General features: G+C 71.9%; 21 protein-coding genes. 11 read left to right on the top strand and 10 right to left on the bottom strand.

The genetic code is table 11. The features are described from left to right. Window positions 1-6: 6 nt before the first annotated feature. Window positions 7-894 (bottom strand): LysR substrate-binding domain-containing protein, encoded by an 888-nt coding sequence (locus G3I78_RS04480; RefSeq protein ID WP_164421461.1) that lies wholly within the window; start codon window positions 892-894, stop codon window positions 7-9. Window positions 895-1,044: 150 nt separating this feature from the next. Here G3I78_RS04480 and mgrA point away from each other — a divergent pair, with 150 nt between their 5' ends. From mgrA to G3I78_RS04465, 3 genes are all read left to right on the top strand, one after another. Further along, a complete protein-coding gene (gene mgrA / locus G3I78_RS04475) occupies window positions 1,045-2,040 on the top strand; it encodes an L-glyceraldehyde 3-phosphate reductase (RefSeq protein ID WP_164421460.1) in 996 nt (331 codons plus the stop codon). Window positions 2,041-2,184: 144 nt separating this feature from the next. Further along, on the top strand, window positions 2,185-3,441 hold the full coding sequence (locus G3I78_RS04470; RefSeq protein WP_164421459.1) for an aminotransferase class III-fold pyridoxal phosphate-dependent enzyme: 1,257 nt from the start codon (window positions 2,185-2,187) through the stop codon (window positions 3,439-3,441). 14 nt (window positions 3,442-3,455) lie between these two features. Further along, window positions 3,456-4,913 carry an NAD-dependent succinate-semialdehyde dehydrogenase gene (locus G3I78_RS04465; protein WP_164421458.1) on the top strand — a complete coding sequence of 486 codons (1,458 nt, stop codon included), beginning with the start codon at window positions 3,456-3,458 and terminating at the stop codon, window positions 4,911-4,913. 32 nt (window positions 4,914-4,945) lie between these two features. On the opposite strand, the gene G3I78_RS04460 is transcribed toward G3I78_RS04465, so the two are convergent. Then, complete coding sequence (locus tag G3I78_RS04460; protein ID WP_164421457.1) at window positions 4,946-5,329, bottom strand: nuclear transport factor 2 family protein; 384 nt, start codon at window positions 5,327-5,329, stop codon at window positions 4,946-4,948. Between the two features lie 332 nt (window positions 5,330-5,661). Between G3I78_RS04460 and G3I78_RS04455 the strand changes: the two genes are divergently transcribed. The 4 genes from G3I78_RS04455 to G3I78_RS04440 all read left to right on the top strand — a co-directional run bounded on the left by G3I78_RS04455 (window position 5,662) and on the right by G3I78_RS04440 (window position 10,027). Beyond that, window positions 5,662-6,072: a hypothetical protein gene (locus G3I78_RS04455; protein WP_164421456.1), complete on the top strand. Its 411-nt coding sequence runs from the start codon at window positions 5,662-5,664 to the stop codon at window positions 6,070-6,072. Between the two features lie 77 nt (window positions 6,073-6,149). Beyond that, entirely contained in the window at window positions 6,150-8,483 is a 2,334-nt protein-coding gene (locus G3I78_RS04450; protein WP_164421455.1) for an FHA domain-containing protein, read from the top strand. A gap of 7 nt (window positions 8,484-8,490) precedes the next feature. After that, the gene (locus tag G3I78_RS04445; protein WP_164421454.1) at window positions 8,491-9,036 is read left to right on the top strand and encodes a hypothetical protein; all 546 of its coding nucleotides are present in this window, start codon (window positions 8,491-8,493) and stop codon (window positions 9,034-9,036) included. Further along, a complete protein-coding gene (locus tag G3I78_RS04440; RefSeq protein ID WP_164421453.1) occupies window positions 9,026-10,027 on the top strand; it encodes a serine/threonine-protein kinase in 1,002 nt (333 codons plus the stop codon). Before G3I78_RS04445 ends, G3I78_RS04440 begins: the two co-directional genes overlap by 11 nt. Window positions 10,028-10,078: 51 nt before the next feature. Here the strand turns inward: G3I78_RS04440 and G3I78_RS04435 are convergent, their stop codons facing one another. Then, window positions 10,079-11,356 (bottom strand): streptophobe family protein, encoded by a 1,278-nt coding sequence (locus G3I78_RS04435; RefSeq protein WP_164421452.1) that lies wholly within the window; start codon window positions 11,354-11,356, stop codon window positions 10,079-10,081. A 171-nt stretch (window positions 11,357-11,527) separates the two neighbouring features. Between G3I78_RS04435 and G3I78_RS04430 the strand changes: the two genes are divergently transcribed. Both G3I78_RS04430 and G3I78_RS04425 read left to right on the top strand, forming a co-directional pair. Continuing rightward, the gene (locus G3I78_RS04430; RefSeq protein WP_164421451.1) at window positions 11,528-12,823 is read left to right on the top strand and encodes a DUF6777 domain-containing protein; all 1,296 of its coding nucleotides are present in this window, start codon (window positions 11,528-11,530) and stop codon (window positions 12,821-12,823) included. A gap of 87 nt (window positions 12,824-12,910) precedes the next feature. Then, the gene (locus tag G3I78_RS04425) at window positions 12,911-13,369 is read left to right on the top strand and encodes an ATP-binding protein (RefSeq protein WP_164421450.1); all 459 of its coding nucleotides are present in this window, start codon (window positions 12,911-12,913) and stop codon (window positions 13,367-13,369) included. A gap of 91 nt (window positions 13,370-13,460) precedes the next feature. Here G3I78_RS04425 and G3I78_RS04420 read toward each other — a convergent pair whose 3' ends face one another. Continuing rightward, window positions 13,461-14,357 carry an RNA polymerase sigma factor SigF gene (locus tag G3I78_RS04420; protein ID WP_164421449.1) on the bottom strand — a complete coding sequence of 299 codons (897 nt, stop codon included), beginning with the start codon at window positions 14,355-14,357 and terminating at the stop codon, window positions 13,461-13,463. Between the two features lie 220 nt (window positions 14,358-14,577). Then, a complete protein-coding gene (locus G3I78_RS04415) occupies window positions 14,578-15,357 on the bottom strand; it encodes a class I SAM-dependent methyltransferase (protein WP_164422090.1) in 780 nt (259 codons plus the stop codon). Between the two features lie 88 nt (window positions 15,358-15,445). Here G3I78_RS04415 and G3I78_RS04410 point away from each other — a divergent pair, with 88 nt between their 5' ends. Further along, a complete protein-coding gene (locus tag G3I78_RS04410) occupies window positions 15,446-15,889 on the top strand; it encodes a helix-turn-helix transcriptional regulator (RefSeq protein WP_164421448.1) in 444 nt (147 codons plus the stop codon). A gap of 18 nt (window positions 15,890-15,907) precedes the next feature. On the opposite strand, the gene G3I78_RS04405 is transcribed toward G3I78_RS04410, so the two are convergent. The 3 genes from G3I78_RS04405 to G3I78_RS04395 form a co-directional block, all read right to left on the bottom strand. Then, window positions 15,908-16,510, bottom strand: coding sequence for an ATP-dependent Clp protease proteolytic subunit (locus tag G3I78_RS04405; RefSeq protein WP_164421447.1), 603 nt, complete (start codon window positions 16,508-16,510; stop codon window positions 15,908-15,910). Between the two features lies 1 nt (window position 16,511). Next, on the bottom strand, window positions 16,512-17,135 hold the full coding sequence (locus G3I78_RS04400; RefSeq protein ID WP_164421446.1) for an ATP-dependent Clp protease proteolytic subunit: 624 nt from the start codon (window positions 17,133-17,135) through the stop codon (window positions 16,512-16,514). 110 nt (window positions 17,136-17,245) lie between these two features. Next, window positions 17,246-18,448, bottom strand: coding sequence for an epoxide hydrolase family protein (locus G3I78_RS04395; RefSeq protein WP_164421445.1), 1,203 nt, complete (start codon window positions 18,446-18,448; stop codon window positions 17,246-17,248). A gap of 124 nt (window positions 18,449-18,572) precedes the next feature. Between G3I78_RS04395 and G3I78_RS04390 the strand changes: the two genes are divergently transcribed. After that, window positions 18,573-19,055 (top strand): VOC family protein, encoded by a 483-nt coding sequence (locus G3I78_RS04390; RefSeq protein ID WP_164421444.1) that lies wholly within the window; start codon window positions 18,573-18,575, stop codon window positions 19,053-19,055. A gap of 7 nt (window positions 19,056-19,062) precedes the next feature. On the opposite strand, the gene G3I78_RS04385 is transcribed toward G3I78_RS04390, so the two are convergent. Further along, window positions 19,063-19,962 (bottom strand): SGNH/GDSL hydrolase family protein, encoded by a 900-nt coding sequence (locus tag G3I78_RS04385; protein WP_164421443.1) that lies wholly within the window; start codon window positions 19,960-19,962, stop codon window positions 19,063-19,065. A gap of 82 nt (window positions 19,963-20,044) precedes the next feature. Next, a complete protein-coding gene (locus tag G3I78_RS04380) occupies window positions 20,045-21,706 on the bottom strand; it encodes an ATP-binding protein (protein WP_164421442.1) in 1,662 nt (553 codons plus the stop codon). Window positions 21,707-21,729 lie beyond the last annotated feature (23 nt).

Here is a 21,729-nt window from a genome sequence, read left to right as displayed (position 1 = left end):
GGCCCGCTATGCCCCCTCACTCTCCAGAAGAGCCATCAGCGCCCGGGCCGCCGGGCTCGTGGCCTGCGCGGGCGGCAGCAGCGCGACCGTCTCGTACACCGACTCCCCGGCGCCCTTGACGGGCAGCGCGGTCAGCGCCTCCCGCTTGTGCCGGAAGTGCCGGGGCACGACGGCCACGCCCAGGTTCTCGTCCACCAGGTCGAGGAGGCTGTGCACGTCGTTGACCTCCAGCGCGACGTTCCGGCGCAGGCCCGCGGCGGCGAAGGCGGCGTCGGTGGTGTGGCGCGGACCCCAGTCGGGATGGAAGTCGACGAAGACCTCACCGCCCAGGTCCTCCGGCGTCACGGCCGCACCGGCGGCGGCGAGCCGGTGGCTCGGATGGCACAGCACGGTCATCGGCTCGCTCGACAGCGGTACGACTCGCAGCTGGTCGGTGTCCTCCTGCGCGGCCCGCACGGCGAAGGCCAGATCGAGCCGTCCGGCCGCCACCTCCTCCGCGAGCGCGGCCGACCCCGCCTGGCGCAGACAGATCTCCACGTCCGGGTGGCGCCGCCGGAACGCGGCCAGCAGCCCCGCCACGTGCAGCCCGGCGATGCACTGCTCGGAGCCGATCGCCAGCATCCCGCGCAGCACCCCCTGCACCGCGGCCACCGCCTCGTGCGCCGAGCGCACCTGGGCGAGGATCCGCTCGGCCTCCCCGAGCAGCGCCCGCCCGGCCGGGGTCAGCGTCACCCGGCGGGTGGTCCGCACGAACAGCGGGGTCTGGAGCTCCCGCTCCAGCGCCCGGATGGACGCGGACAGGCCCGACTGGGACACCAGCAGCCGCTCGGCGGCCCGGGTGAAGTGCTGGTCCTCGGCGACCGCCACGAAATGCTGGAGATGGCGCAGTTCCATGATTGAGAAGCCTATCCGCTGAATTCCATCGGATTCTTCTGTTGGACCAATGCCCCCAGGTCGCGAAAGAGTGGACACAGGATCTCGGACCCCGGCTCTCAGGCGACCGTGGTTCCCGAGGTAAACCGTGCCAACCCCTCTGGAGTCGCGTTGTACACCGCACACCCCGACCGCTACGCGGACATGCCCTACCGGCGCACCGGCCGCAGCGGCCTGAAGCTTCCCGCGATCTCGCTCGGCCTGTGGCACAACTTCGGTCCGGCGGACCGTACCGTCGAGACCCAGCGGGCCATCCTGCGCCGCGCCTTCGACCTCGGCGTCACCCACTTCGACCTCGCCAACAACTACGGCCCGCCCCCCGGCGCCGCCGAGTCCGCGTTCGGCGAGGCCCTCAAGGCCGACCTCGCGTCCTACCGCGACGAGCTGATCATCTCCACCAAGGCCGGCTATCTGATGTGGCCCGGCCCGTACGGCGAGTGGGGCTCCCGCAAGTACCTGCTGTCCTCGCTGGACCAGAGCCTCACGCGGATGGGCCTGGACTACGTCGACATCTTCTACTCGCACCGCCCCGACCCGGAGACTCCCCTGGAGGAGACGATGGGCGCCCTGCACACCGCGGTCCAGCAGGGCAAGGCGCTGTACGTCGGCATCTCCAACTACTCGGCCGAGCAGACCCGCGAGGCCGCCCGCATCCTGGGCGAGCTGGGCACCCCGCTCCTCATCCACCAGCCGCGCTACTCCATGCTGGACCGCCGCCCCGAGGACGGCGGCCTCCTGGACGCGCTGGACGAGCTCCAGGTCGGCTCCATCGTCTTCTCCCCGCTGGAGCAGGGCGTCCTGACCGGCCGCTACCTCGACGGCATCCCCGAGGACTCCCGCGCCGCGAGCGACAGCCCCTTCCTCAACTCGGACGCCCTCACCGAGGACCTGGTCGCCCAGCTCCGCGAACTCAACACCCTCGCCCAGGACCGCGGCCAGACCCTCGCCCAGCTGGCCCTCGCCTGGGTCCTGCGCGGCGGCCGCGTCACCTCCGCGCTGGTCGGCGCGAGCAGCCCGAAGCAGATCGAGGACAGCGTGGGCACGATCGCCAACCTGGACTTCGACGCGGAGGAATTGGCGAGGATCGACGCGATCATCAAGCGGTGACCTGCGCGCACGCGAGCGCGTGAGGTCGAACGGCCTGGGCACCGGTGTCGCGCCGGTGCCCAGGCCCCGTTGACCCTGGCGTCCCCGTGGCCACAGGGTGACAGGTGTACCCCGCACCTTCACCTGCCGTGGGAGAGCCGCCGTATGACCCAACTGTCCGAACATCTGCGCCAGGCCACCCCCGTCGTCGCCGAACGCGGCGAGGGAGTCCATCTGTTCGGCGCCGACGGCCGCCGCTATCTGGACTTCACCGCGGGAATCGGCGTCACCAGCACCGGACACTGCCACCCCAAAGTCGTGGCCGCCGCCCAGGAACAGGTGGCCACCCTGATCCACGGCCAGTACACGACGGTCATGCACCGCCCGCTGCAACGCCTGATCGAGCGGCTCGGTGACGTGCTGCCGGCGGGCCTGGACAGCCTCTTCTTCGTCAACTCCGGCAGCGAGGCCGTCGAGGCGGCACTGCGGCTCGCCCGTCAGGCCACGGGCCGTCCCAACGTCGTCGTGTGTCACGGCGGCTTCCACGGCCGTACCGTCGCCGCCGCGTCGATGACCACCTCGGGCACCAAGGTCCGCACCGGCTTCGGGCCTCTGATGGGCGGCGTCGTCATCACGCCCTTCCCGCACGCCTTCCACTACGGCTGGGACGAGGAGACGGCGACCCGCTTCGCGCTGCGCGAGTTCGACCAGCTGCTCCAGACCGTCTCCGACCCCGACGACACCGCCGCGGTCTTCGTCGAACCGGTCCTCGGCGAGGGCGGTTACGTCCCCGCCAACTCCGCCTTCCTGCAAGGACTTCGCGAGCGCGCCGATCGGCACGGCATCCTGCTGGTCCTCGACGAGATCCAGACCGGAGTCGGCCGTACCGGACGCTTCTGGGGCCACGAGCACTTCGACGTCCGCCCCGACATCCTCATCACCGCCAAGGGCCTGGCCAGCGGCTTCCCGCTGTCCGGCATCGCGGCCCCCGCCGAGCTGATGCACAGGGCGCGGCCCGGTTCGCAGGGCGGCACCTACGGCGGCAATGCCGTCGCCTGTGCCGCCGCCCTCGCCACGCTCGACGTCGTCGAGGAGGAGGGGCTGGTCGCCAACGCGGCCGCCATGGGCGCCCGGCTGCGGGCGGGCCTGGAGGAAGTCGCCGCCAAGACGCCTGGCATCGGGGACGTCCGGGGCCTCGGACTGATGCTGGCGAGCGAGTTCGTCACCGAGGCCGGGGAGCCGGACGCCGGGACGGCGTCGAAGGTGCTGCGGACCTCCGTCGAGGAGGGGCTGCTCCTGCTTCCCTGCGGTCCCTGGGGGAACGTCGTGCGCATGATCCCGCCGCTGATCGTCGACGCGGCGTCCATCGACGAAGGACTGCGTGCGTGGTCGGCGGCGGTCGCCGCGGCCACGGCCCGATGAGAGGTGACCCACACATGACCGACGTGATCGACACCGTCCCCAAGCAGCTCCACATCGCGGGCGGTTGGCAGGACGCCACCGACGGCGCCCGCTTCCCCGTGGACGACCCCGCGACCGGGAAACGCCTGTGCGAGGTCGCCGACGCCTCGCCCGCCGACGGCCGGCGCGCCCTGGACGCGGCCGTGTCGGCGCAGCGGGCCTGGGCCGCCACCGCACCCAGGGAACGCAGCGAGATCCTGCGCCGTGCCTACGACATCCTCCTGGACCGGCGCGAGGACCTCGCTCTCCTGATGACCCTGGAGATGGGCAAACCCCTGGCGGAGGCGCGCGGCGAGGTCGCCTACGCGGCCGAGTTCTTCCGCTGGTTCTCCGAGGAGGCCGTACGCATCGACGGCGGCCTGACCCGCACCCCCGACGGAGCCAACCGCGTACTGGTCATGCGCCAGCCGGTCGGCCCCTGTCTGCTGATCACCCCGTGGAACTTCCCCCTGGCCATGGGCACCCGCAAGATCGGTCCCGCGGTCGCGGCGGGCTGCACCATGGTCCTCAAACCCGCCCCGCAGACCCCGCTCTCCAGCCTCGCGCTCGCCGGCGTCCTCAAGGAGGCGGGTCTTCCGGACGGTGTCCTCAACGTGGTGACCACCACGGACGCGGCCGGGGTGATCGAGCCCCTGCTGCGCGGCGGGCGGGTGCGCAAGCTGTCGTTCACCGGCTCCACGCAGGTCGGACGGCTGCTGCTCGCCCAGTGCGCCGACACCGTCGTACGGACGTCGATGGAGCTGGGCGGGAACGCCCCGTTCATCGTGTTCGAGGACGCCGACCTCGACCGGGCGGTCGACGGCGCGATGGTCGCGAAGATGCGGAACATGGGCGAGGCGTGCACCGCCGCGAACCGCTTCTTCGTCCACCGCTCGGTCGCCGACGCGTTCGCCACCCGGCTCGCCGAGCGGATGTCGGCCCTGACCGTCGGCCCCGGCACCGAACCCGCCAGCCAGGTGGGCCCGTTGATCGACGAGGCTGGACGCGCCAAGGCCGACGGGCTGGTCCGGGACGCCGTGACGCGCGGGGCGAAGGTGCTCACCGGGGGTGAAGTCCCGGACGGGCCGGGGCACTTCTACCCGCCGACCGTGATCACGGGGGTCCGCCCGGAGTCGCGGCTGATGCAGGCGGAGATCTTCGGGCCGGTCGCCGCCGTCCTCACCTTCGACACCGAGGAGGAGGTCGTCGGCGCCGCCAACGACACCGAATGGGGCCTGGTGGGCTATCTGTTCACCCGCGACCTCGACCGTGCCCTACGCGTGGGGGAGCGGCTGGAGACCGGCATGGTCGGCATCAACACCGGTCTGGTCTCCAACCCGGCCGCGCCGTTCGGAGGGGTCAAGCAGTCCGGTCTCGGCCGTGAGGGCGGACGTGTCGGCATCGACGAGTTCCTGGAGTACAAGTACCTCGCCATCCCCGTCGTGGAGAGCTGATCAGGCGAGGGAGAACTCCTCGTGGCCGCCCCTCAAGCCCTCGCGGGCACCCGGTCCAGGAACCCGTGCACGGACCTGATCCGGCCGTCGCCGGCCAGCGTGATGACATCGGATCCGGCGACGGGTGCCGAGCCGTCCGCCTCGCTCACCAGCTCCCACGCGAACCGCGCGGTGTCGTGATGTCCCTCCACGGCGCCGGTGAGACGGAAGGAGAAGCCGGGGAACTGCTCGTGGGCCGCCGCGATCACCGCGGCGATCCGGTCGTGGCCGACCACGTCGGCGAGAGGGTCGGTGTAACCGCCGCCCACCGCCCAGGCGGCCGCCACGGCCTTGGCGCGGGCCTCCGGCTCCCGGGCGTTCCAGGCTTCGAAATAGCGGGCGACGGCGCTCTCGTGACGAGTCGTGTTCGCGGACATGGGACATCAGCCTCCATCGAGGTCATCCGTGCTGGTGGGACCTGGTGGGACAACCCTGCCCGTACGGATCGCGACCGTCGATTACCCCCCGGGTAATGATGTTTGGGCGTGTACCCGTCAGGTTTCGGCCAGGAGGGAGGGTGAATATGCCAGGAGACTGGCCAAAAAGATGTGGTGACAGTGTTTCTGTAGTGAACATACTCGACTGACAGGCCCTTCACATCGAGCGAAGTGCCCGTCACGTACCGCAGCGAGAGCCACGTACCGCATCTGAGCCGCACGGAAAGCGAGGCCCTGCCGGCAGTCGAACGGAGCAAGCGGGGGAGTGGATCGTGCACGACGAATTCCTGTGCCATGTCACGGGGTACGGCATCTGCGACGGGCGGCGCATCGGCGTACCCCTCGGAACCTACCGAGCGCCCACCCTCGCCCTCGCCCTGTGGTGGTTACGGGACCGGGCCTCCTGGATCGCGGACCGATTAGACCCGCAGCCGGAGGCCGAGCACTTCCCGGCGGGCGCCCTGGCCCCGGTGGGCGACGCCGTGCTCGACGTGCCCGCCGTCATGCGGGCCTGGTGCGCCGACATGTACCAACAGGAGCTGGTGGCCGACGAGTTGGCGGCGGGCCGGCTGGTGCGGATCGCCGCGAGCGACGACACCACCGAGTACGAACTGCTCGCCGAGTCCGTGGATGCCCTGAGAATGCACCGGATGGCGTCGACGCTGTTCACGCCCGTGGCCTGAGCCGCCGGTCCGGGCCGCGCGGTCGCCGCCCTCGCCGTCATCAGGCGGCCAATGGGGTGAATCGGTAGAATTCTGGCATGGTGGAGCGGCCGGTCGCACCGACGGCGCCCGAACTCGTCCTGGAGACCGACACCGGCTCCACGGTGATGAGTCCGGGCCACGACTACCACGTCGGGCGCGATCCGTTGAGCGACATCGTCATCGACGATGCCCGGGTCTCGTGGCACCACGCGGTGCTGCGACCCGAGGCCGACCATTGGACCCTCGAGGACGAGCACAGCACCAACGGCACCTTCGCCGACGGCCGCCGCGTCCATGAGTGGGACGTCGGCCCCGGCAGCGTCATCCGCTTCGGCAGCGCCTCCGACGGCCCCTGCGCCGTACTCCTCGGCCTCCCGGCCCCAGAGCGCCCCTCGGCGGTCTCGATGCCGGGCCTGACCGGCACCTTCCGGCAGCCCACCGCCGTACGCTCGCTGCCCACCCGCACGGTCCGCATCGGCCGCGCCGACGACAACGACCTAGTCGTCGACGACCTGGTCGTCTCCCGGCACCACGCCGAACTGCGCGCCCTGCCCGACGGCACGTACGAGATCGTCGACCTCGGCAGCCACAACGGCACCTACCTCAACGGCCGGCCCGTGACCGGCGCCCCCCTAGGCCCCGGCGACATCGTCGGCATCGGCCACTCGGCGTTCTGCCTGGTCGGCGACACGCTCCAGGAGTACGTCGACACCGGCGAGGTCTCCCTCGACGTCCAGGACCTCACGGTCGCCGTCGACCGCGGCCGCAAGACCCTCCTCGACCACGTCTCCTTCCCGGTGGGGGAGAAGTGCCTGCTCGCGGTGGTCGGCCCGTCCGGCGCGGGCAAGTCCACCCTCCTCAACGCCCTCACCGGCCAGCGCCCCGCCGACCACGGCACCGTCCTCTACGACGGCCGCGACCTCTACCGCGACTACGCCGAACTGCGCCAGCGCATCGGCCTGGTCCCGCAGGACGACATCCTGCACGCCCAGCTGACCGTCCGCAGCGCCCTGTCCTACGCCGCCGAACTGCGCTTCCCGCAGGACACCGCGAAGGCCGAACGCCGGGCCCGGGTCGACGAGGTCATCCGCGAGCTGGGCCTGGAACAGCGCGCCGGGCAGCCCGTGCACAGCCTGTCCGGCGGCCAGCGCAAGCGGGTCAGCGTGGCCCTGGAGCTGCTGACCAAGCCGTCCCTGCTCTTCCTGGACGAGCCGACCTCCGGTCTCGACCCCGGCATGGACCGCTCGGTGATGCACATGCTGCGCGGCCTCGCCGACGACGGCCGTACGGTCATCGTCGTCACCCACAGTGTCCTGAGCCTCGACGTCTGCGACCGCCTCCTCGTCCTCGCACCCGGGGGGAGGATCGCCTACTACGGCCCGCCCGAGGACGCCCTCGCCTACTTCGGCTTCGAGCAGTGGCCCGAGGCCTTCGAAGCCTTCGAGAGGGACCAGGACCGCGACTGGGCAGGCGACTTCGGCCGCTCGCCGTTCCGGCACCAGTACGTCACCGAGGCCACCGCACAGCCCCGTACTCCTCGCTCCGAGCCGGTCGTCATCGCGCCCCCGCCGAGGCCCCGCAGCAGAGGCGCCCAGCTCGGCACCCTGATCCGCCGCTACACCGCGGCCCTGAGCGCCGACCGCACCTTCCTCGTCATCATGATCGCCCTGCCGTTCGTGATGGGCGCCATGGCCAGGGCCCTCGCGGGCAGTCAGCTCACGCGCGACACCGCCATGAACGCCCTGCTCATACTCTGCGTCGGCGGCGTCCTCACCGGAGCCGCGAACGCCGTGCGCGAACTGGTCAAGGAACGGGTCATCTACCAGCGGGAACGAGCCGTCGGCCTGTCCAGATCGGCGTACCTGATGTCCAAGGTGGTCGTCCTGGGCACGATCACCGTCGTCCAGGCGGTGGTCCTGACCCTCGTCGCGCTCCTCGGCGTCGACCTCAACGCCCCCGGCGGCGAAGGCGTGTTGCTGCCACCCCTCGCCGAGATCACGATCGTCGTCGCCCTGTTGGCGTTCACGGCGATGATGCTCGGCCTGCTCGTCTCCGCGCTGGTCCGCAAGGAGGAGGTGACGATGCCGCTGCTCGTGCTGCTCGCCATCGTCCAAGTGGTCTTCTGCGGCGCCCTCCTGAAGCTCGACGGCGTGCCCGGCCTGGAACAGCTCTCCTGGCTGGTGCCCTCCCGCTGGGCGCTCGGCGCGATGGCCGGCACCATCGGCCTCGCCCGGATCGTCCCCGGCGACCTCACCGGCGACCCGCTGTTCAAGCACTCGGCGGGCGTGTGGCTGCTGAACATCGGCATGCTGATCGTGCTCTCCGTGCTCTTCGGACACGTCGTCTCCCGGCTGCTGCGCCGCCACGAACCCGCGGTCATGCGGAAGTAGGCCGCCGATGACGACCCCCGGCTTCCGGCCCACCCATGTCGTCCCCGGGCCCGGCATGCCCGCCTGGGAGGCCCCCGACCCGGCCCGCCCCACCGTCCCCCTCGACCCGCTGCTCCCCGTCCAGCTGGCCGAGCGGCGCGGCGACTGGGCCCACGTCCTGTGCGCCAACGGCTGGTCCGCCTGGGTCGACGGCCGCCACCTCATCGCCGTACCCCAGGACCCGCCCGTCCCCGAGGCCCCGCTCAGCCGCACCGCCGACCCGCGCCCCCTGCTGGCCCGCGCCGACGAGACCCTCGCCCGCTACCGGGCCGCCGTCGAGGAGTTGGCCGGCGGCGGCCTCGACACGGAGGGCTTCCAGGGGCGCACCCGGGGACTGCGGATCGGGGTGGTCGTCGAGGGCGAGCACGTGTGGCTGTACGACCCCCAGCACGGGCGCTGGGTCTACGCGGACGGAACCCGGCTGAGCACCTACGCCACCGACGACGCGCCCCGCGCCGCCGCCGACGGCCCCGGGCACGCCCCCACCCAGGTGGTGACCCCCGATGGCCCGTGAGACCAGCCTCTTCTCCGGGCGCCCCTCCGAGCCGGTCGGCCGGCAGGTCGCCGGCTACCGGATCGAGCAGGAGGTCGGCCGGGGCGGCATGGCGGTCGTCTACCGCGCCCGTGACCTGCGCCTGGACCGGACCGTGGCGCTGAAGCTCCTCGCCCCCGAACTCGCCCGCAACGACACCTTCCGCAACCGCTTCAGCCACGAGTCCCGGGTGGCCGCCGCGATCGACCACCCGCACATCGTCCCGGTCTTCGAGGCGGGCGAGACGGACGGCGTGCTGTACATCGCCATGCGCTACGTCTCCGGCAGCGACCTGCGTCATCTCCTGGACCGCCAGGGCCCGTTGCCCCTCCCCACGGCTCTCAGGATCGCCGCCCAGGTCGCCTCCGCGCTGGACGCGGCCCACGAGCACGGACTGGTCCACCGGGACGTGAAGCCCGGCAACATCCTGGTCGCCCGGGGCACCGACAGCGACCACCCCGAGCACACCTACCTCACCGACTTCGGCCTCACGAAGAAGTCCCTGTCACTGACCGGGTTCACGACGGTCGGCCAGTTCGTCGGCACCCTCGACTACGTGGCACCCGAGCAGATCTCCGGCCGACCGGTCGACGGCCGCTGTGACGTCTACGGGTTCGCCTGCGTGGTCTACGAGTCCCTCACGGGCCACCCGCCCTTCCGCCGCGACGACGACATGGCCCTGCTCTGGGCCCACCAGTACGACCCGCCTCCGGCCCTCTCCGAGGCCGGGCCCGGACTGCCGGCCCGGCTCGACGCGGTGTTCGCCAAGGCCCTCGCCAAGAGCCCCGACGACCGTCACGACTCCTGCCTCGCCTTCGTGGCCGCCCTCCGCTCGACGGCGACGGACACGCACCCACCGACCGAGGTGGCCCTGAGAGCCGTGGAACCGGCGGAGACGAGGCCGAAGCCCCCGCCCCGCTGGGCCCTGCCGGTGGTCCGGGGAGCGCACCCAGCGCCAGGGGAGCCTGCTTGAGCGCAGCTGGAACGGGCTGAGCAGGTTGCGCACACCGTGACACGCCCGGCGTCACACGGCAGTGCGTCCGACCTCCCCTTTGCGGCGCAGCGGCCGTGCCAACAGTGCGCCGAGGAAACCGGCGACCAGACCCCACAGCGCGCCCAGCCCGACCGCCGCCCACAGCTCCGGCTCCAGGAAGAGCTGCCCGCCCAGGTCGCCCCCGAGGTCGCCGATGCCGAGGACCGAGAGGCCGTAGTGGGCGGAGACACGGCCGACGAGGCAGATCATCAGGACCGTGAGGGCGAGGGCCACCGCCAGGTGGACGGCGTGCTGCCAGGCGCGGACGCGGGCCGGGGAGCGGGCGGCCGTCAGGAAGGCGACGGAGAGCAGCAGGACCGCGTCGACGGCCACCAGCCACCAGACACGGCCGTCGTGCTCGGCGAGGGTGTGCAGATTGAGCGTGGCGGTGTCCTTGGACCGCAGCACCTCGTCCAGGACGTGCGGCATGGGCAGCCCGAAAGGCCCTTCCACCCGGCCGTTCCAGGTGGCGCCGAGTCCGATGGTCAGAGCCAGCCAGACCAGGTTCGGCAGGCCCAGCAGGATCACCGCCAGCGTCTCGGGCGCGTGCCCCCGAGTCACGGCGACGGCCAGGGCGATCACGCCGCCGAGGACGACGTACGCGAGGAGGAGGACCACCATGGCGTGCGCGGCGGGACGCACCGACTCCTGGAACCGCAGCAGGCGGCCCGGAAGCGGCGCCCGGCGCGACACCAGCAGCGCCAGGACCAGCACTCCGGCCAGCCACAGCAGACCGAACAGGACGGTCTGCGGCACGTCCGTGGTGAAGCCGACCTCGGGGGAGACGCCGAAGAGATCGCCCAGGTCGCCCAGCGTGTCGTTGCCCAGCGGGAGCTTGAACTTCTGCCGGGCCGCGTAGGCCGTCGCGAGGAGGGCGAGCAGCCACAGGACGGCGATCCTGGCGGCCCATCCGGCGAGTTCCCGGCCGCCGGCGACCGCCCGGTGCCGCAGCGGGCGCAGGAATCCCGCACCGAGCACCAGCGCTCCGGTGAGGGTGACGGACAGCGGGATCACCGTGAGCCCCGCCTTGCTGTCGGCGAGTCCGCCCGCGCCGCCGGACAGCTTGACCGTGCCCCCGACCGCGGTGACGACGGTCGCCGTGACGACCCGGGGGAACGCGTGGTCCGGGAGGTCCGCCGCACCCGCCGCCCACAGTCCGAGCCCGGCCACCACCCCCATGGCGACCATCGCGCCCAGCACCGTGGCCACGGCCTGCGTCCAGCCGTGCCGCGCGACGACTGCCTGGTCAACGGGGGATCGCGGGCTCACCCTGCCACGCTAAGCAGCTCCCGGACGGCCCGCCTGCCGGGAGGTCCGTCCGCGTCCGCTTGCGAGCGGGGCCGGACCGGAGCAAACAATAGGTACGTCGCGGAAAAATGCGGCTTAATCGGGGCAAGCGCATCGCACGTCGCAGGAATCCCGCGTCGGGAAGAAGAGCTCGTGAGCGTCGAACCGCCGTCCTCAGGCCGCCCCACCGGACCGCCTTCCGGCCCCCTGTCGGGCCCCTCGCAGCCACCCTCGGGTCCGCCCTCGCAGCCCCCGGGCAGCAGCGGCGGTACCCCCACGCCGGAACCCGGCCGTCCGTGGTGGCGATCGGTGCCCCGGATCGCCCTGCTCGCCACCGCCGTGGTGGCCGCCGTGGTGCTCGCGGTCGTCCTGACCCGCCCGGACGGCGGCTCCGACTCGGCCGGCGGCGACGGCGAGGTCTTCCTCCAGGCCGCCGCCAAGACCGGCCCCGAGCCCTTCACCGAGTCGACCGCGCAGGACAGCTCCGCCCCGCCGGTCCCGGCCTCCCCGACCGGCGCGTCGGAACCCGCCAACGCCGTACGCGGTGTCGACGGCGCCGCTCCCGGCCTCTACGGCGGCACCCGCAACGTCTCCAGCTGCGACGTCGAGAAGCAGATCAAGGCCCTACAGACCGACCCCGCGAAGAACAAGGCCTTCGCCTCGGTCGCCGGCGTCCAGCCCGCCGGGGTCCCCGCCTACCTGCGCGCGCTCACACCCGTCCAGCTGCGCATGGACACCCGCGTCACCAACCACGGCTACCGCGACGGAGCCGCCACCAGCTACCAGGCCGTCCTCCAGGCCGGCACCGCGGTCCTCGTCGACGACCACGGCGTGCCGCGCACCCGCTGCGCCTGCGGCAACCCGCTCACCCCGCCGGTCGCCCAGCACACCACGCCGAAGCCCACCGGCGACTCCTGGTCGTCGTACCGCCCCTCGAACGTGGTGGTGGTCGCGCCCTCGACGACCGTCATCAACATCTTCGTGATCTACGACCCCGACCACGACGACTGGATCGCCCGGCACCGCGGCGACACCGGCCACAAGGACCACAAGACCGACCCGCCGGTCCGGCCCTCCCCGTCGGTGAGCGTGTCCACCCCGGCCCCGCCGACGACACCGAGCACACCGACGTCCCCGTCGACTCCGTCCTCCCCGTCGCCCTGTGTCTCCACGTCGTCCGGCGCCCCCGGCACGCCGACCGGGACACCGAGCGGCACCCCCTCCGGATCGCCGAGTCCGAGCCCGTGCCCGCCGACCTCGACCGCCCCGTCCACACCGGCCCCCAGCTCCGACACGCCCACCTCGGCACCGCCCACCAGCCAGTCCCCGGGCGAACAGCCCGTCGCGCCCGACTCCTCGGCCCCGCAGCCGCCCCTCGCCTCCGACAGCACGCCGGGGACGACACAGACGGCCTCGCTGTACAGCGGGACGGTGTCTCCGGCGGTGTGACGTGTCTCCGGGACTGCGACGCGCGGCTCGGGGTACGAGCACTGGTGCAGCAGCGTCCGGCCAGTCCGGCTTCCGAGAGAGAACCGCATGATCGATCACCTGGACGGGGCAGTGATACCGACTGGTTTCGACGTGCCCGTGGAACCCCTGCGGGAGGCAGCGCACTACACCGGAGAACCGGGATGCATAGCCGAGGCACGGTCCTTCGCCGCACAGTTCCTGGGCAGACTCAGAACCGAGTGGTGCGCCCCCATCGACGCCCGCGCGGAGAACGAGGTGCTCCTGGTGGTGAGCGAACTCGTCACCAACGCGGAGCGGCACAGCAACGGGCCGTACATCCTGGAACTCGAGGGCACCGACCTCGCGCTCGTCGTCACCGTCTACGACAGCAGTGCCGCCCTGCCGCGCAGGTTCCCGAGGGATCCCGAGCGCGTCGGACGGCACGGTCTGGAGATAGTGCACGCGCTCGCACTGGAGGTCGGGGCGGAGCGGGTACCGGTGGGCAAGCGGGTCCGCGCGGTGATCGGACTGAACGAGAAGCAGTGACGCTGACCTAGAGCGTTGGAGACACTGCCCCATTGACCGGAGAGCGGGTGCCGTCCCGGGACGGCACCCGCCTTGTCCGTGCAGGTCCGCGTCAGGCGCAGCCCAGCTCGCCCAGCATGCCCTCGCGCAGCCGCGTGATGATCCGCTTGATCAGCCGGGACACATGCATCTGCGAGCAGCCGAGCCGCTCACCGATCTCCGACTGGGTGGCCTCCTCCACGAACCGCATGTGGATGATCTGCCGGTCGCGGTCGCTGAGTTCGGCCATCAGCGGCGCGAGCGACTGGAAGTCCTCGACGAGCCGCAGCCCGTCCTCCTCCACACCGATGAAGTCGGCGAGGACCGCCTCGCCGCCCTCGGGGCCGTCACCGGTCAGGGCGGCGTCCAGGGACGAGGAGTTGTAGCCGTTGGAGGCGATCTGGCCCTCGACGACTTCCTTCTCGGAGAGGTTCATGAGGGTCGCGAGCTCGGCCACCGAGGGCTCGCGGTCCAGCCGGCTGGCGAGTTCCTCGCGGGCCTTGGCCAGCTCCACGCGCAGCTCCTGAAGACGGCGGGGGACGTGCACCGCCCAGGTGGTGTCACGGAAGAACCGCTTGATCTCGCCGACGATGTAAGGCAGCGCGAACGACGTGAACTCGACCTCGCGCGACACCTCGAACCGGTCGATCGCCTTGATCAGCCCGATCATGCCCGTCTGGACGATGTCCTCCATGTCGTCACCGCGGCCCCGGAACCTCCCGGCCGCGAAGCGCACGAGCGACATGTTCATCTCGATGAGGGTGTTGCGCGCGTACTGGTATTCGTGCGTGCCCTCCTCGAGTTCCGTCAGGCGCTGGAAGAACTGACGGGACAGCTCCCGCGCGTCCCGCGGAGCCACGGCCCGCGGTTGTTCGACTCCCGGCAGCGGTGTCTCATCCGTCCTGGTCCCGCTGGCGTGCCCGGTGACGCGTGTCTCCGAACGGTTCACGGCGGTGACGGCGGTATGCATTACCTCTCCCACGAAAGTCACGGCTCGACGTCTGCCTCTTCGGCCTGGGTTGTCTCGGGTCCTGCGGGGTTCGCGGCTTGCCGGGTACCCGGAACACGCTGACATATGCGTCCCCGGGCCACCGGCCTTCCGACGGCCCGCAGCTCCCTCACCTTGCGCGTACCCGAGGAGTGACGACGCATGCCCGCCCGGTGTCCCCGCGGCGTGAAATCGCCGGTCCTCAGGGGCCGACCCGGGTGGCCACGACGAGTTCGTGGAGGTAACGCTTGGTGATCCGGCCCTGGTGGCGCGTCTCGACGAGGTCCCGGAGACCGCCGAGCAGGCCCTCACGCCGGGCGCTGTCCAGGGCCCGGTGGCCCGAGTAGGTGAGGAGCACGTCGATGTACTCGTCGGCGGTGTAGACGATGTCCCGCTCGAAGCGGGCCACCGTGACGTCCGTGAAGCGCGGGGAGCTTTCGAACTCCTCGGTGCCCGAGGGGATCTCCGTCGACGGCCGCGGGCGCAGCCCCGGCGGAGTGGCCGGATCCCATCGTTCGTAGCAGTCCTGGGCCCGCGCGAAGAACTCGTTCGTGCCGCCCGCCACATGGTGGGTGGCGACGACGGCGAGGCGTCCACCGGGGCGGAGCGCGTCCGCAGGCTTCTCCATCCGGACCGCAGGGTCGATCCAGTGGAAGGCGGTCGCGCACGCGACCAGGTCGAAGGGCTCACCGGGCAGCGGCCAGCTCTCGAACTCCCCGGTGTGCACCTCGACCCGCGGGAATCCGGCCAGCCGACGACGCGCCACCGCGGCCATCTCCCCGCCCAGTTCCACGGCGGTGATCCGGCAGCCGAACTCCGCGAGGGAACGGGTGAGCTGACCGGTCCCCGGCCCCACCTCCAGCACCCGGCTGTCCCGGCCGAGCCCCGCCGACCGGGCCAACTCCTCGACCAGAGCCCGCGGATAGCGCGGACGCGCCCTGTCGTACAACTCCGCCACCTCGTCGAAGGTCTCGCGCAGCACCGGACCCGGCCCCTTTCCCGTCGGAGATTCCACCCAGGGCAGAATGCCGACCCCTTCCCAACGCGGCCACGGAATTTAGGCTGATCCGGTGAGCAACGAAGCGCCGAACCAAGCCCGCGTGATCCCCCTGCGCCCGCAGTCCGCGCGCCCGGGGACCGCCCGCCCGGTGTCCGAACGCCCCGCCCCGGCACCGCCGCGCCCCATCGCCCCGCGGAACCCCGCGGCCAGAGAACCCAGGGAGCCCCTGTGGCGCGACCTCGTCGGTGACGTCCTGCGCCGGGAACGCCTCGCCCAGGAGCGCACGCTCAAGGACGTGGCCGACGCGGCCCGCATCTCGATGCCCTACCTCTCCGAGGTGGAGCGCGGCCGCAAGGAGGCCTCCTCCGAGGTCCTCGCAGCCGCCGCCCACGCCCTGGGCCTCGGCCTCGGCGATCTGCTCTCGCTGGCCCAGGGCGAGCTCACCCGGCACTCGGCCCGCGGCCGCGGTCCGGTGCGCGGATCGTCGTACGACGGGATGTGCCTGGCGGCCTGAAGCGGCGCGGCCGGCGCCTCAGACCGTCACGAGGCGCCGGCTCACCACTTCGTCGGCCAGCCCGTACGCCACCGCCTCCTCGGCGGTGAACACCTTGTCGCGGTCCATGTCCGCGCGCAGCGTGTCGATGTCGTGGCGGGTGTGCCGGGCCAGCACCTCCTCCACCTGGGAGCGGATGCGGACCATCTCCTTGGCCTGGAGGGCGAGGTCGGAGATCGAGCCGCGGTTGCCGCCGGACGCGGGCTGGCCGAGCAGCACGCGCGCGTGCTCCAGCACGAGCCGGCGGCCGGGATCCCCTCCGGCCAGCAGAACGGCCGCCGTGGAGGCCGCCTGGCCCACGCAGAGCGTGGAGATCGGCGCCTGCACATAGGTCATCGTGTCGTAGATCGCCATCAGTGAAGTGAACGATCCGCCGGGCGAGTTGATGTAGATCGAGATCTCGCTCTCCGGGGCCGACGACTCCAGATGCAGGAGTTGCGCGATCACGACATTGGCCACGCCGTCGTCGATCTCGGTGCCGAGGAAGATGATCCGCTCGGACAGCAGCCGGCTGAACACGTCGGAGGAGCGCTCGCCGTGCGCGGTCCGCTCGACGACGTACGGAATCGTGTAGTTCCCCATGTCACAGCCCCATCCGTCGCTTCGAGGCGGCCGGGCGGACGTCCGCGAGGGACTCCAGGACCCGGTCCACCATGCCGTACTCCCTGGCCTCCTCGGCCGTGTACCAGCGGTCGCGGTCGCCGTCCCGGGCGATGGTCTCCGGTGTCTGGCCCGTGTTCTCGGCCAGGATCCGCTCCATGGTCCGCTTGCTGTGGTCCAGGTTCTCCGCCTGGATCTCGATGTCGGCGGTGGTGCCGCCGATGCCCGCGGACCCCTGATGCATCATGATCCGCGCGTTCGGCAGGGCGTACCGCTTGCCCGGTGCGCCGCCGCAGAGCAGGAACTGGCCCATGCTCGCCGCGAAGCCCATGGCCAGCGTCGAGACGTCGTTCGGGATCAGCCGCATCGTGTCGTAGATGGCGAGCCCCGCGTACACCGAACCGCCCGGACTGTTGATGCACAGCGCGATGTCGGTGCGCGGGTCCTCTGCGGACAGGACCAGCAGCTGCGAGCAGATCCGGTTCGCGGAGACCTCGTCGACCTGGGTGCCCAGCAGCACGATGCGCTGGGCGAGGAGCTGACTGGCCAGTTGGTCGTCGAAACGGGTGGGAGGAGTGTCGCCGTCCTCGGCCCGGATGGAAGTCATGGACTGTCCTCGTGGTCGTGGGGATGTCGTCGACCCCACTGTCGGCCTCACGGGACGCCCACCGGTGATTTCTCTGCCCGCGGCAGATTCGCCATGGGCAGAGCCTGCCCTCAGCCCGTCTCCCGCACCTCCCGGAAGAACGCCCGTACGTCCGCCACCAGCAGGTCCGGCTCCTCCATCGCCGCGAAGTGGCCGCCGCGCCCCAACTCGGTCCAGCGCACGATGTTCTCGGTGCGCTCCGCCCGGTGCCGCAGCGGGAGCTGGATCTCGGCGGGGAAGACGGCGAGGGCGGTCGGCACGGTCGACGGCTCGGTGGGCCGGGCCGCCCGCTCACCGGCGGCGTGCGCGCGCTCGTAATAGATCCGGGCGGCCGAACCGGCGGTCCCGGTCAGCCAGTACAGCATCACGTTGGTCAGCAGCCGGTCCCGGTCCACGGCCTCCTCCGGCAGCTCCGCCGAGTCCGTCCACTCCTGGAACTTCTCGACGATCCAGGCGAGTTGACCGACCGGGGAGTCGGTGAGCGCGTAGGCGAGGGTCTGCGGCCGGGTGGAGTGCAGAACCGCGTACCCGGTGCCCTCGCGCGACCAGGCGCTCCAGCGGCGCCAGGACTCCAGCGTGCGCTCCCGCTTCGAGGCTCCCAGCCCGGCGAGTTCCTCCTCGGTCGGTTCATGGGTGGCCTGCGCGCCCGGCAGCAGGTTGAGGTGCACGCCGACGACCCGCTCGGGGTGGGCCCGGCCCAGCTCCCGGGAGATCACCGAGCCCCAGTCCCCGCCCTGCGCGCCGAACCGCTCGTAGCCGAGCCGTGTCATCAGCTCGGCCCACGCGCCGGCGACCCGGCCGGCCTCCCAGCCGGTGTCGGCGGGCGGCCCGGACAGCCCGAACCCCGGAATGCTCGGTACGACGACGTGGAACGCGTCGGCCGCGTCGCCGCCGTGGGCCACCGGATCGGTCAACGGCCCGACCACGTCCAGGAATTCGACGATCGAGCCCGGCCAGCCGTGCGTGATGACCAGCGGGGTGGCGTCCGGTTCGGGGGAGCGGACGTGCGCGAAGTGGACGGTCGACCCGTCGATGACGGTCGTGAACTGCGGCCACTCGTTGAGCCGCGCCTCGGCGGCCCGCCAGTCGTAGGAGTGCCGCCAATGGTGCGCGAGGTCGCGCAGATAGCCGGCCGGCACGCCGTACGCCCAGCCCGCCGCCGAGAGGTCGTCGGGCCAGCGGGTGCGGTCGAGCCGGTCGTGGAGATCGTCGAGGTCGCTCTGCGCGATGTCGATGCGGAAGGGCCGGACGAGGTCCGAGGGTGATGACGTCATGCCCGGGATGCTAGTTCGTACGGATGTATGGGCCACCTGGATCAACCGGCCGGACCGACCGATGAGTTTCGCGGTGAGGATCGGTCGACACACATGACCGCACTTCACGCCTCAGGAGGAACCCATGGCGAGCAAGGCTTTCACCACGTGTCTCTGGTTCGACGGCACGGCCGAGGAGGCCGCGCACTTCTACGTCTCCGTCTTCAAGGACTCCAGCGTCGGCAGGGTCACCCGCTACCCCGAGGGTGCGATGCAGCCCGCCGGCACCGTCCTGACGGTCGACTTCACGGCCAACGGACAGAGCTTCGTCGCGCTCAACGGCGGACCGATGTTCAAGTTCACCGAGGCCGTCTCCTTCCAGGTCTTCTGCGCCGACCAGGCGGAGATCGACTACTACTGGGCCAAGCTCACCGAGAACGGCGGCGAGCCCGGCCCCTGCGGCTGGCTCAAGGACAGGTACGGCCTGTCCTGGCAGGTCGTCCCGGAGGGCCTTGCCGACATGGTCGGCGACCCGGACCCGGCGAAGGCGGCCCGGGTCACCAAGGCGTTCATGGCGATGCAGAAGTTCGACATCGCCGCGTTGGAGAAGGCCTACGCGGGCGAGTGAGCCGCGCTCAGGACGAGCCGATCACCCGCGTGATCTCGCGGACCATTCTCAGGATGCCGGGGGAGCGGACCGGACAGGGCTTCGGTGTGGACGTCGTGGGCGCCAGACAGAAGTGAAGATAGTCCTTGCCGAGGTGCAGGGCGGTCCGGTCGCGGTCCGGCTCGGTGCAGTAGGCGGGGTGCTCGTGCTCGTACGCCGTGCACGGCAGGTACTGCGTCCAGGTGTAGCGGGCCCCGGCGGGAGCCACCGTGCCGCCGGCGTCCGCGACCAGGTCGCCCGAGGCGGCCGCCCGCTCCTCGTAGAGCTCGTTCACGCGCCGGACCCGGTCGGGGGTGATCGGGTCCGGGCCCTGCGCCACCCACACGATCCGCGGCCGCCGCTCCCCGCCGGCCGCCGCGATCTGGTCGGTCAGCCGCTTCAGGTCCGCCCGGTACCTGCTGAAGTACCGCTGCGGCGCGGCCGCATGGCTGATCCCGTCCATGCACCAGGTGTAGCCCCACGCGTTCCCCCAGAACTGGAGCACCACGTAGTCCGGGTGCAGCGCGCGGACCAGCGCGGCCGCCTTGTCCCGGTCGGGCACCAGCGACCTCTTCCCGGTGCCCTCCAGGTAGTCGCACAGGGTCGTTCCCGAGTACGGCGCGCTCGTGTACGTCGCCCGCAGCCGTCGGCGCAGCTCCTGCCCGAGGACGTTCTGGGCCTCCATGGCGAGCGAGTCCCCGAGATACAGCACGCGCGGGGCGACCACCGCGGTGGAGGCGCTCGGCGAGGTCTGGGCCCGCTGGTGGGTGGTGGCCGCGCGGGAGACGTCCGGGGTCGGCGGCGGGGACTCCGGCCCCTCGGAGGGGTCCGTGCACGCGCCGAGCAGCAGGACTCCGGCCAGCACCCCCACGATCCACGGTGTCCGCATGCGCGACTCCCGACCCGGTCGCCGAAAAACGGTTCCCCAGGCAAGCACAGCCCGGCCGAAGGCGGAAGACGCGCGGCCCGCTTCAGTCGCCGCCGGGCCGCTCCAGGAACTCCGTCAGGTCGGTCAGCGGCAGCGGCTTGGTGAGATGGACGTCGAACCCGGCCGCCCGGGACAGCGCGCGGTCGGTGCCTTGGCTGAAGCCGGAGACCGCGATCAGCCGGGGCCGCTCCCCGTCCGGGCGGCCCCGCACCGTACGGGCGACGGTGTAGCCGTCCATGTCCGGCAGCCCCAGGTCGCACAGGACGACGTCGAAGACCTCGGCCTCGGTCGCGGCGAGCGCGTCCGTCCCCGTGTGCACGGTCCTCACCCGGTGGCCCTGCCGCTCCAGCAGGGTGTGATAGGTCGCGGCCAGGTCCTGGTTGTCCTCCACGATCAGGACGGCCAGCCGCGGCGGCGCCGGCCGGGTGACCGCGGTCCGGGGCCGCGGCAGAGCCGGCGAATCGGTCGCGGGCAGCACCACCGTGAACGTCGCCCCCTTGCCGGGCCCGTCGCTGTGCGCGCCGACCCGGCCGTCGTGCAGCTCCGCGATGGTCCGAGCGACGGCGAGCCCGAGGCCCAGGCCCTCAGGGGTGTCGGGACCGGCGGGCGCCGCCCGCATGAACACCCCGAACAGCTCCTCGGCCTGACCGGGGTCGAAGCCGATCCCGTCGTCCCGTACGCTCAGCCGCGCCTCGCCGTCCCCGGCCGTCAGCTCCACCTCGGTGCGCCCGCCCGGCCGGGTGTACTTGAGGGCGTTGGACAGCAGGTTCGTCAGCACCTGCGCGAGCCGCAGCCGGTCCCCGTCCACGACGAGGGGCGCTCCCGGCAGCCGTACGTCGAGCGTGCGGCCGTCGTGCGCGAACAGGCCGCGGATGTCCGCGCAGGCCCCCTCGACGACCGAGCGCACGTCGACCGGCTCCCGCACCAGTTCGAGGCGTCCGGTCACCGCCCGGGTGCCGTCCAGCAGGTCGTTGCTCATCCGGGCCAGCGTGCCCAGCTGCCGCTCCAGGACACCGAGCGCGGGATGGCCCTCGGGCATGTCCAGGGCCAGCAGTTCGGTGGCCGCGGTCGCGGCCGCGAGGGGGTTGCGCAGCTCGTGGGAGAGGGTGGCGATGAACCGGTCCTTGGCCCGCTGCTCCTCCCGGAGCCTGCGCCCGGCCGCGTCCAGCTCGGCGTTGGCCCGGCTCAGCTGCTCGTTCACCTCGCGGATCTCCCGGGCCCGCACGAACAGGTCGATCTCCATGCCCTCCGCGCGCATCTGCGCGTCGGCGGCGGCCCGCTGCTGCTCCCGGCCCACCTTGCGCAGATGCACGAACTCCGTGACGTCCTCGACCCGGTGGATGACGTGCGTGACCCGCCCCTCGGCGTCCAGGACCGGCGCGTTGACCGGGCTCCAGTACCGCTCGGCGAACGCACCCTCCTCGCCCGACGGGATGTCGTAGCGCTGGAGGGCCATGGTGTCCGTACGGCCGCTCGCCACCACCGTCTCCAGGGAGCGGCGCAGATTGGCCACACCGTCGGCGGACGGGTCCTCGGGGTTGTCCGGGAACACGTCGAAGACCGGCCGCCCCACGATGGAGCGCTCGGTGCGGGTGGCCGTCAGATAGGCGCGGTTGACCTCGACGATGACGAAGTCCGGGGTGAGGACCAGCAACGGGGAGAGGTTCGAGTCGAACAGGCGCCGGAAGTCCGGGGTGTCGGGCACGGGCGGACCTCCTGGCCGGGCCG

The sequence above is a fragment of the Streptomyces sp. SID13726 genome (assembly GCF_010548375.1).
Taxonomy (GTDB): domain Bacteria; phylum Actinomycetota; class Actinomycetes; order Streptomycetales; family Streptomycetaceae; genus Streptomyces.
Note: the sequence above shows the minus strand (reverse complement) of the source record. Positions and strands in the feature narration are given on the sequence as shown.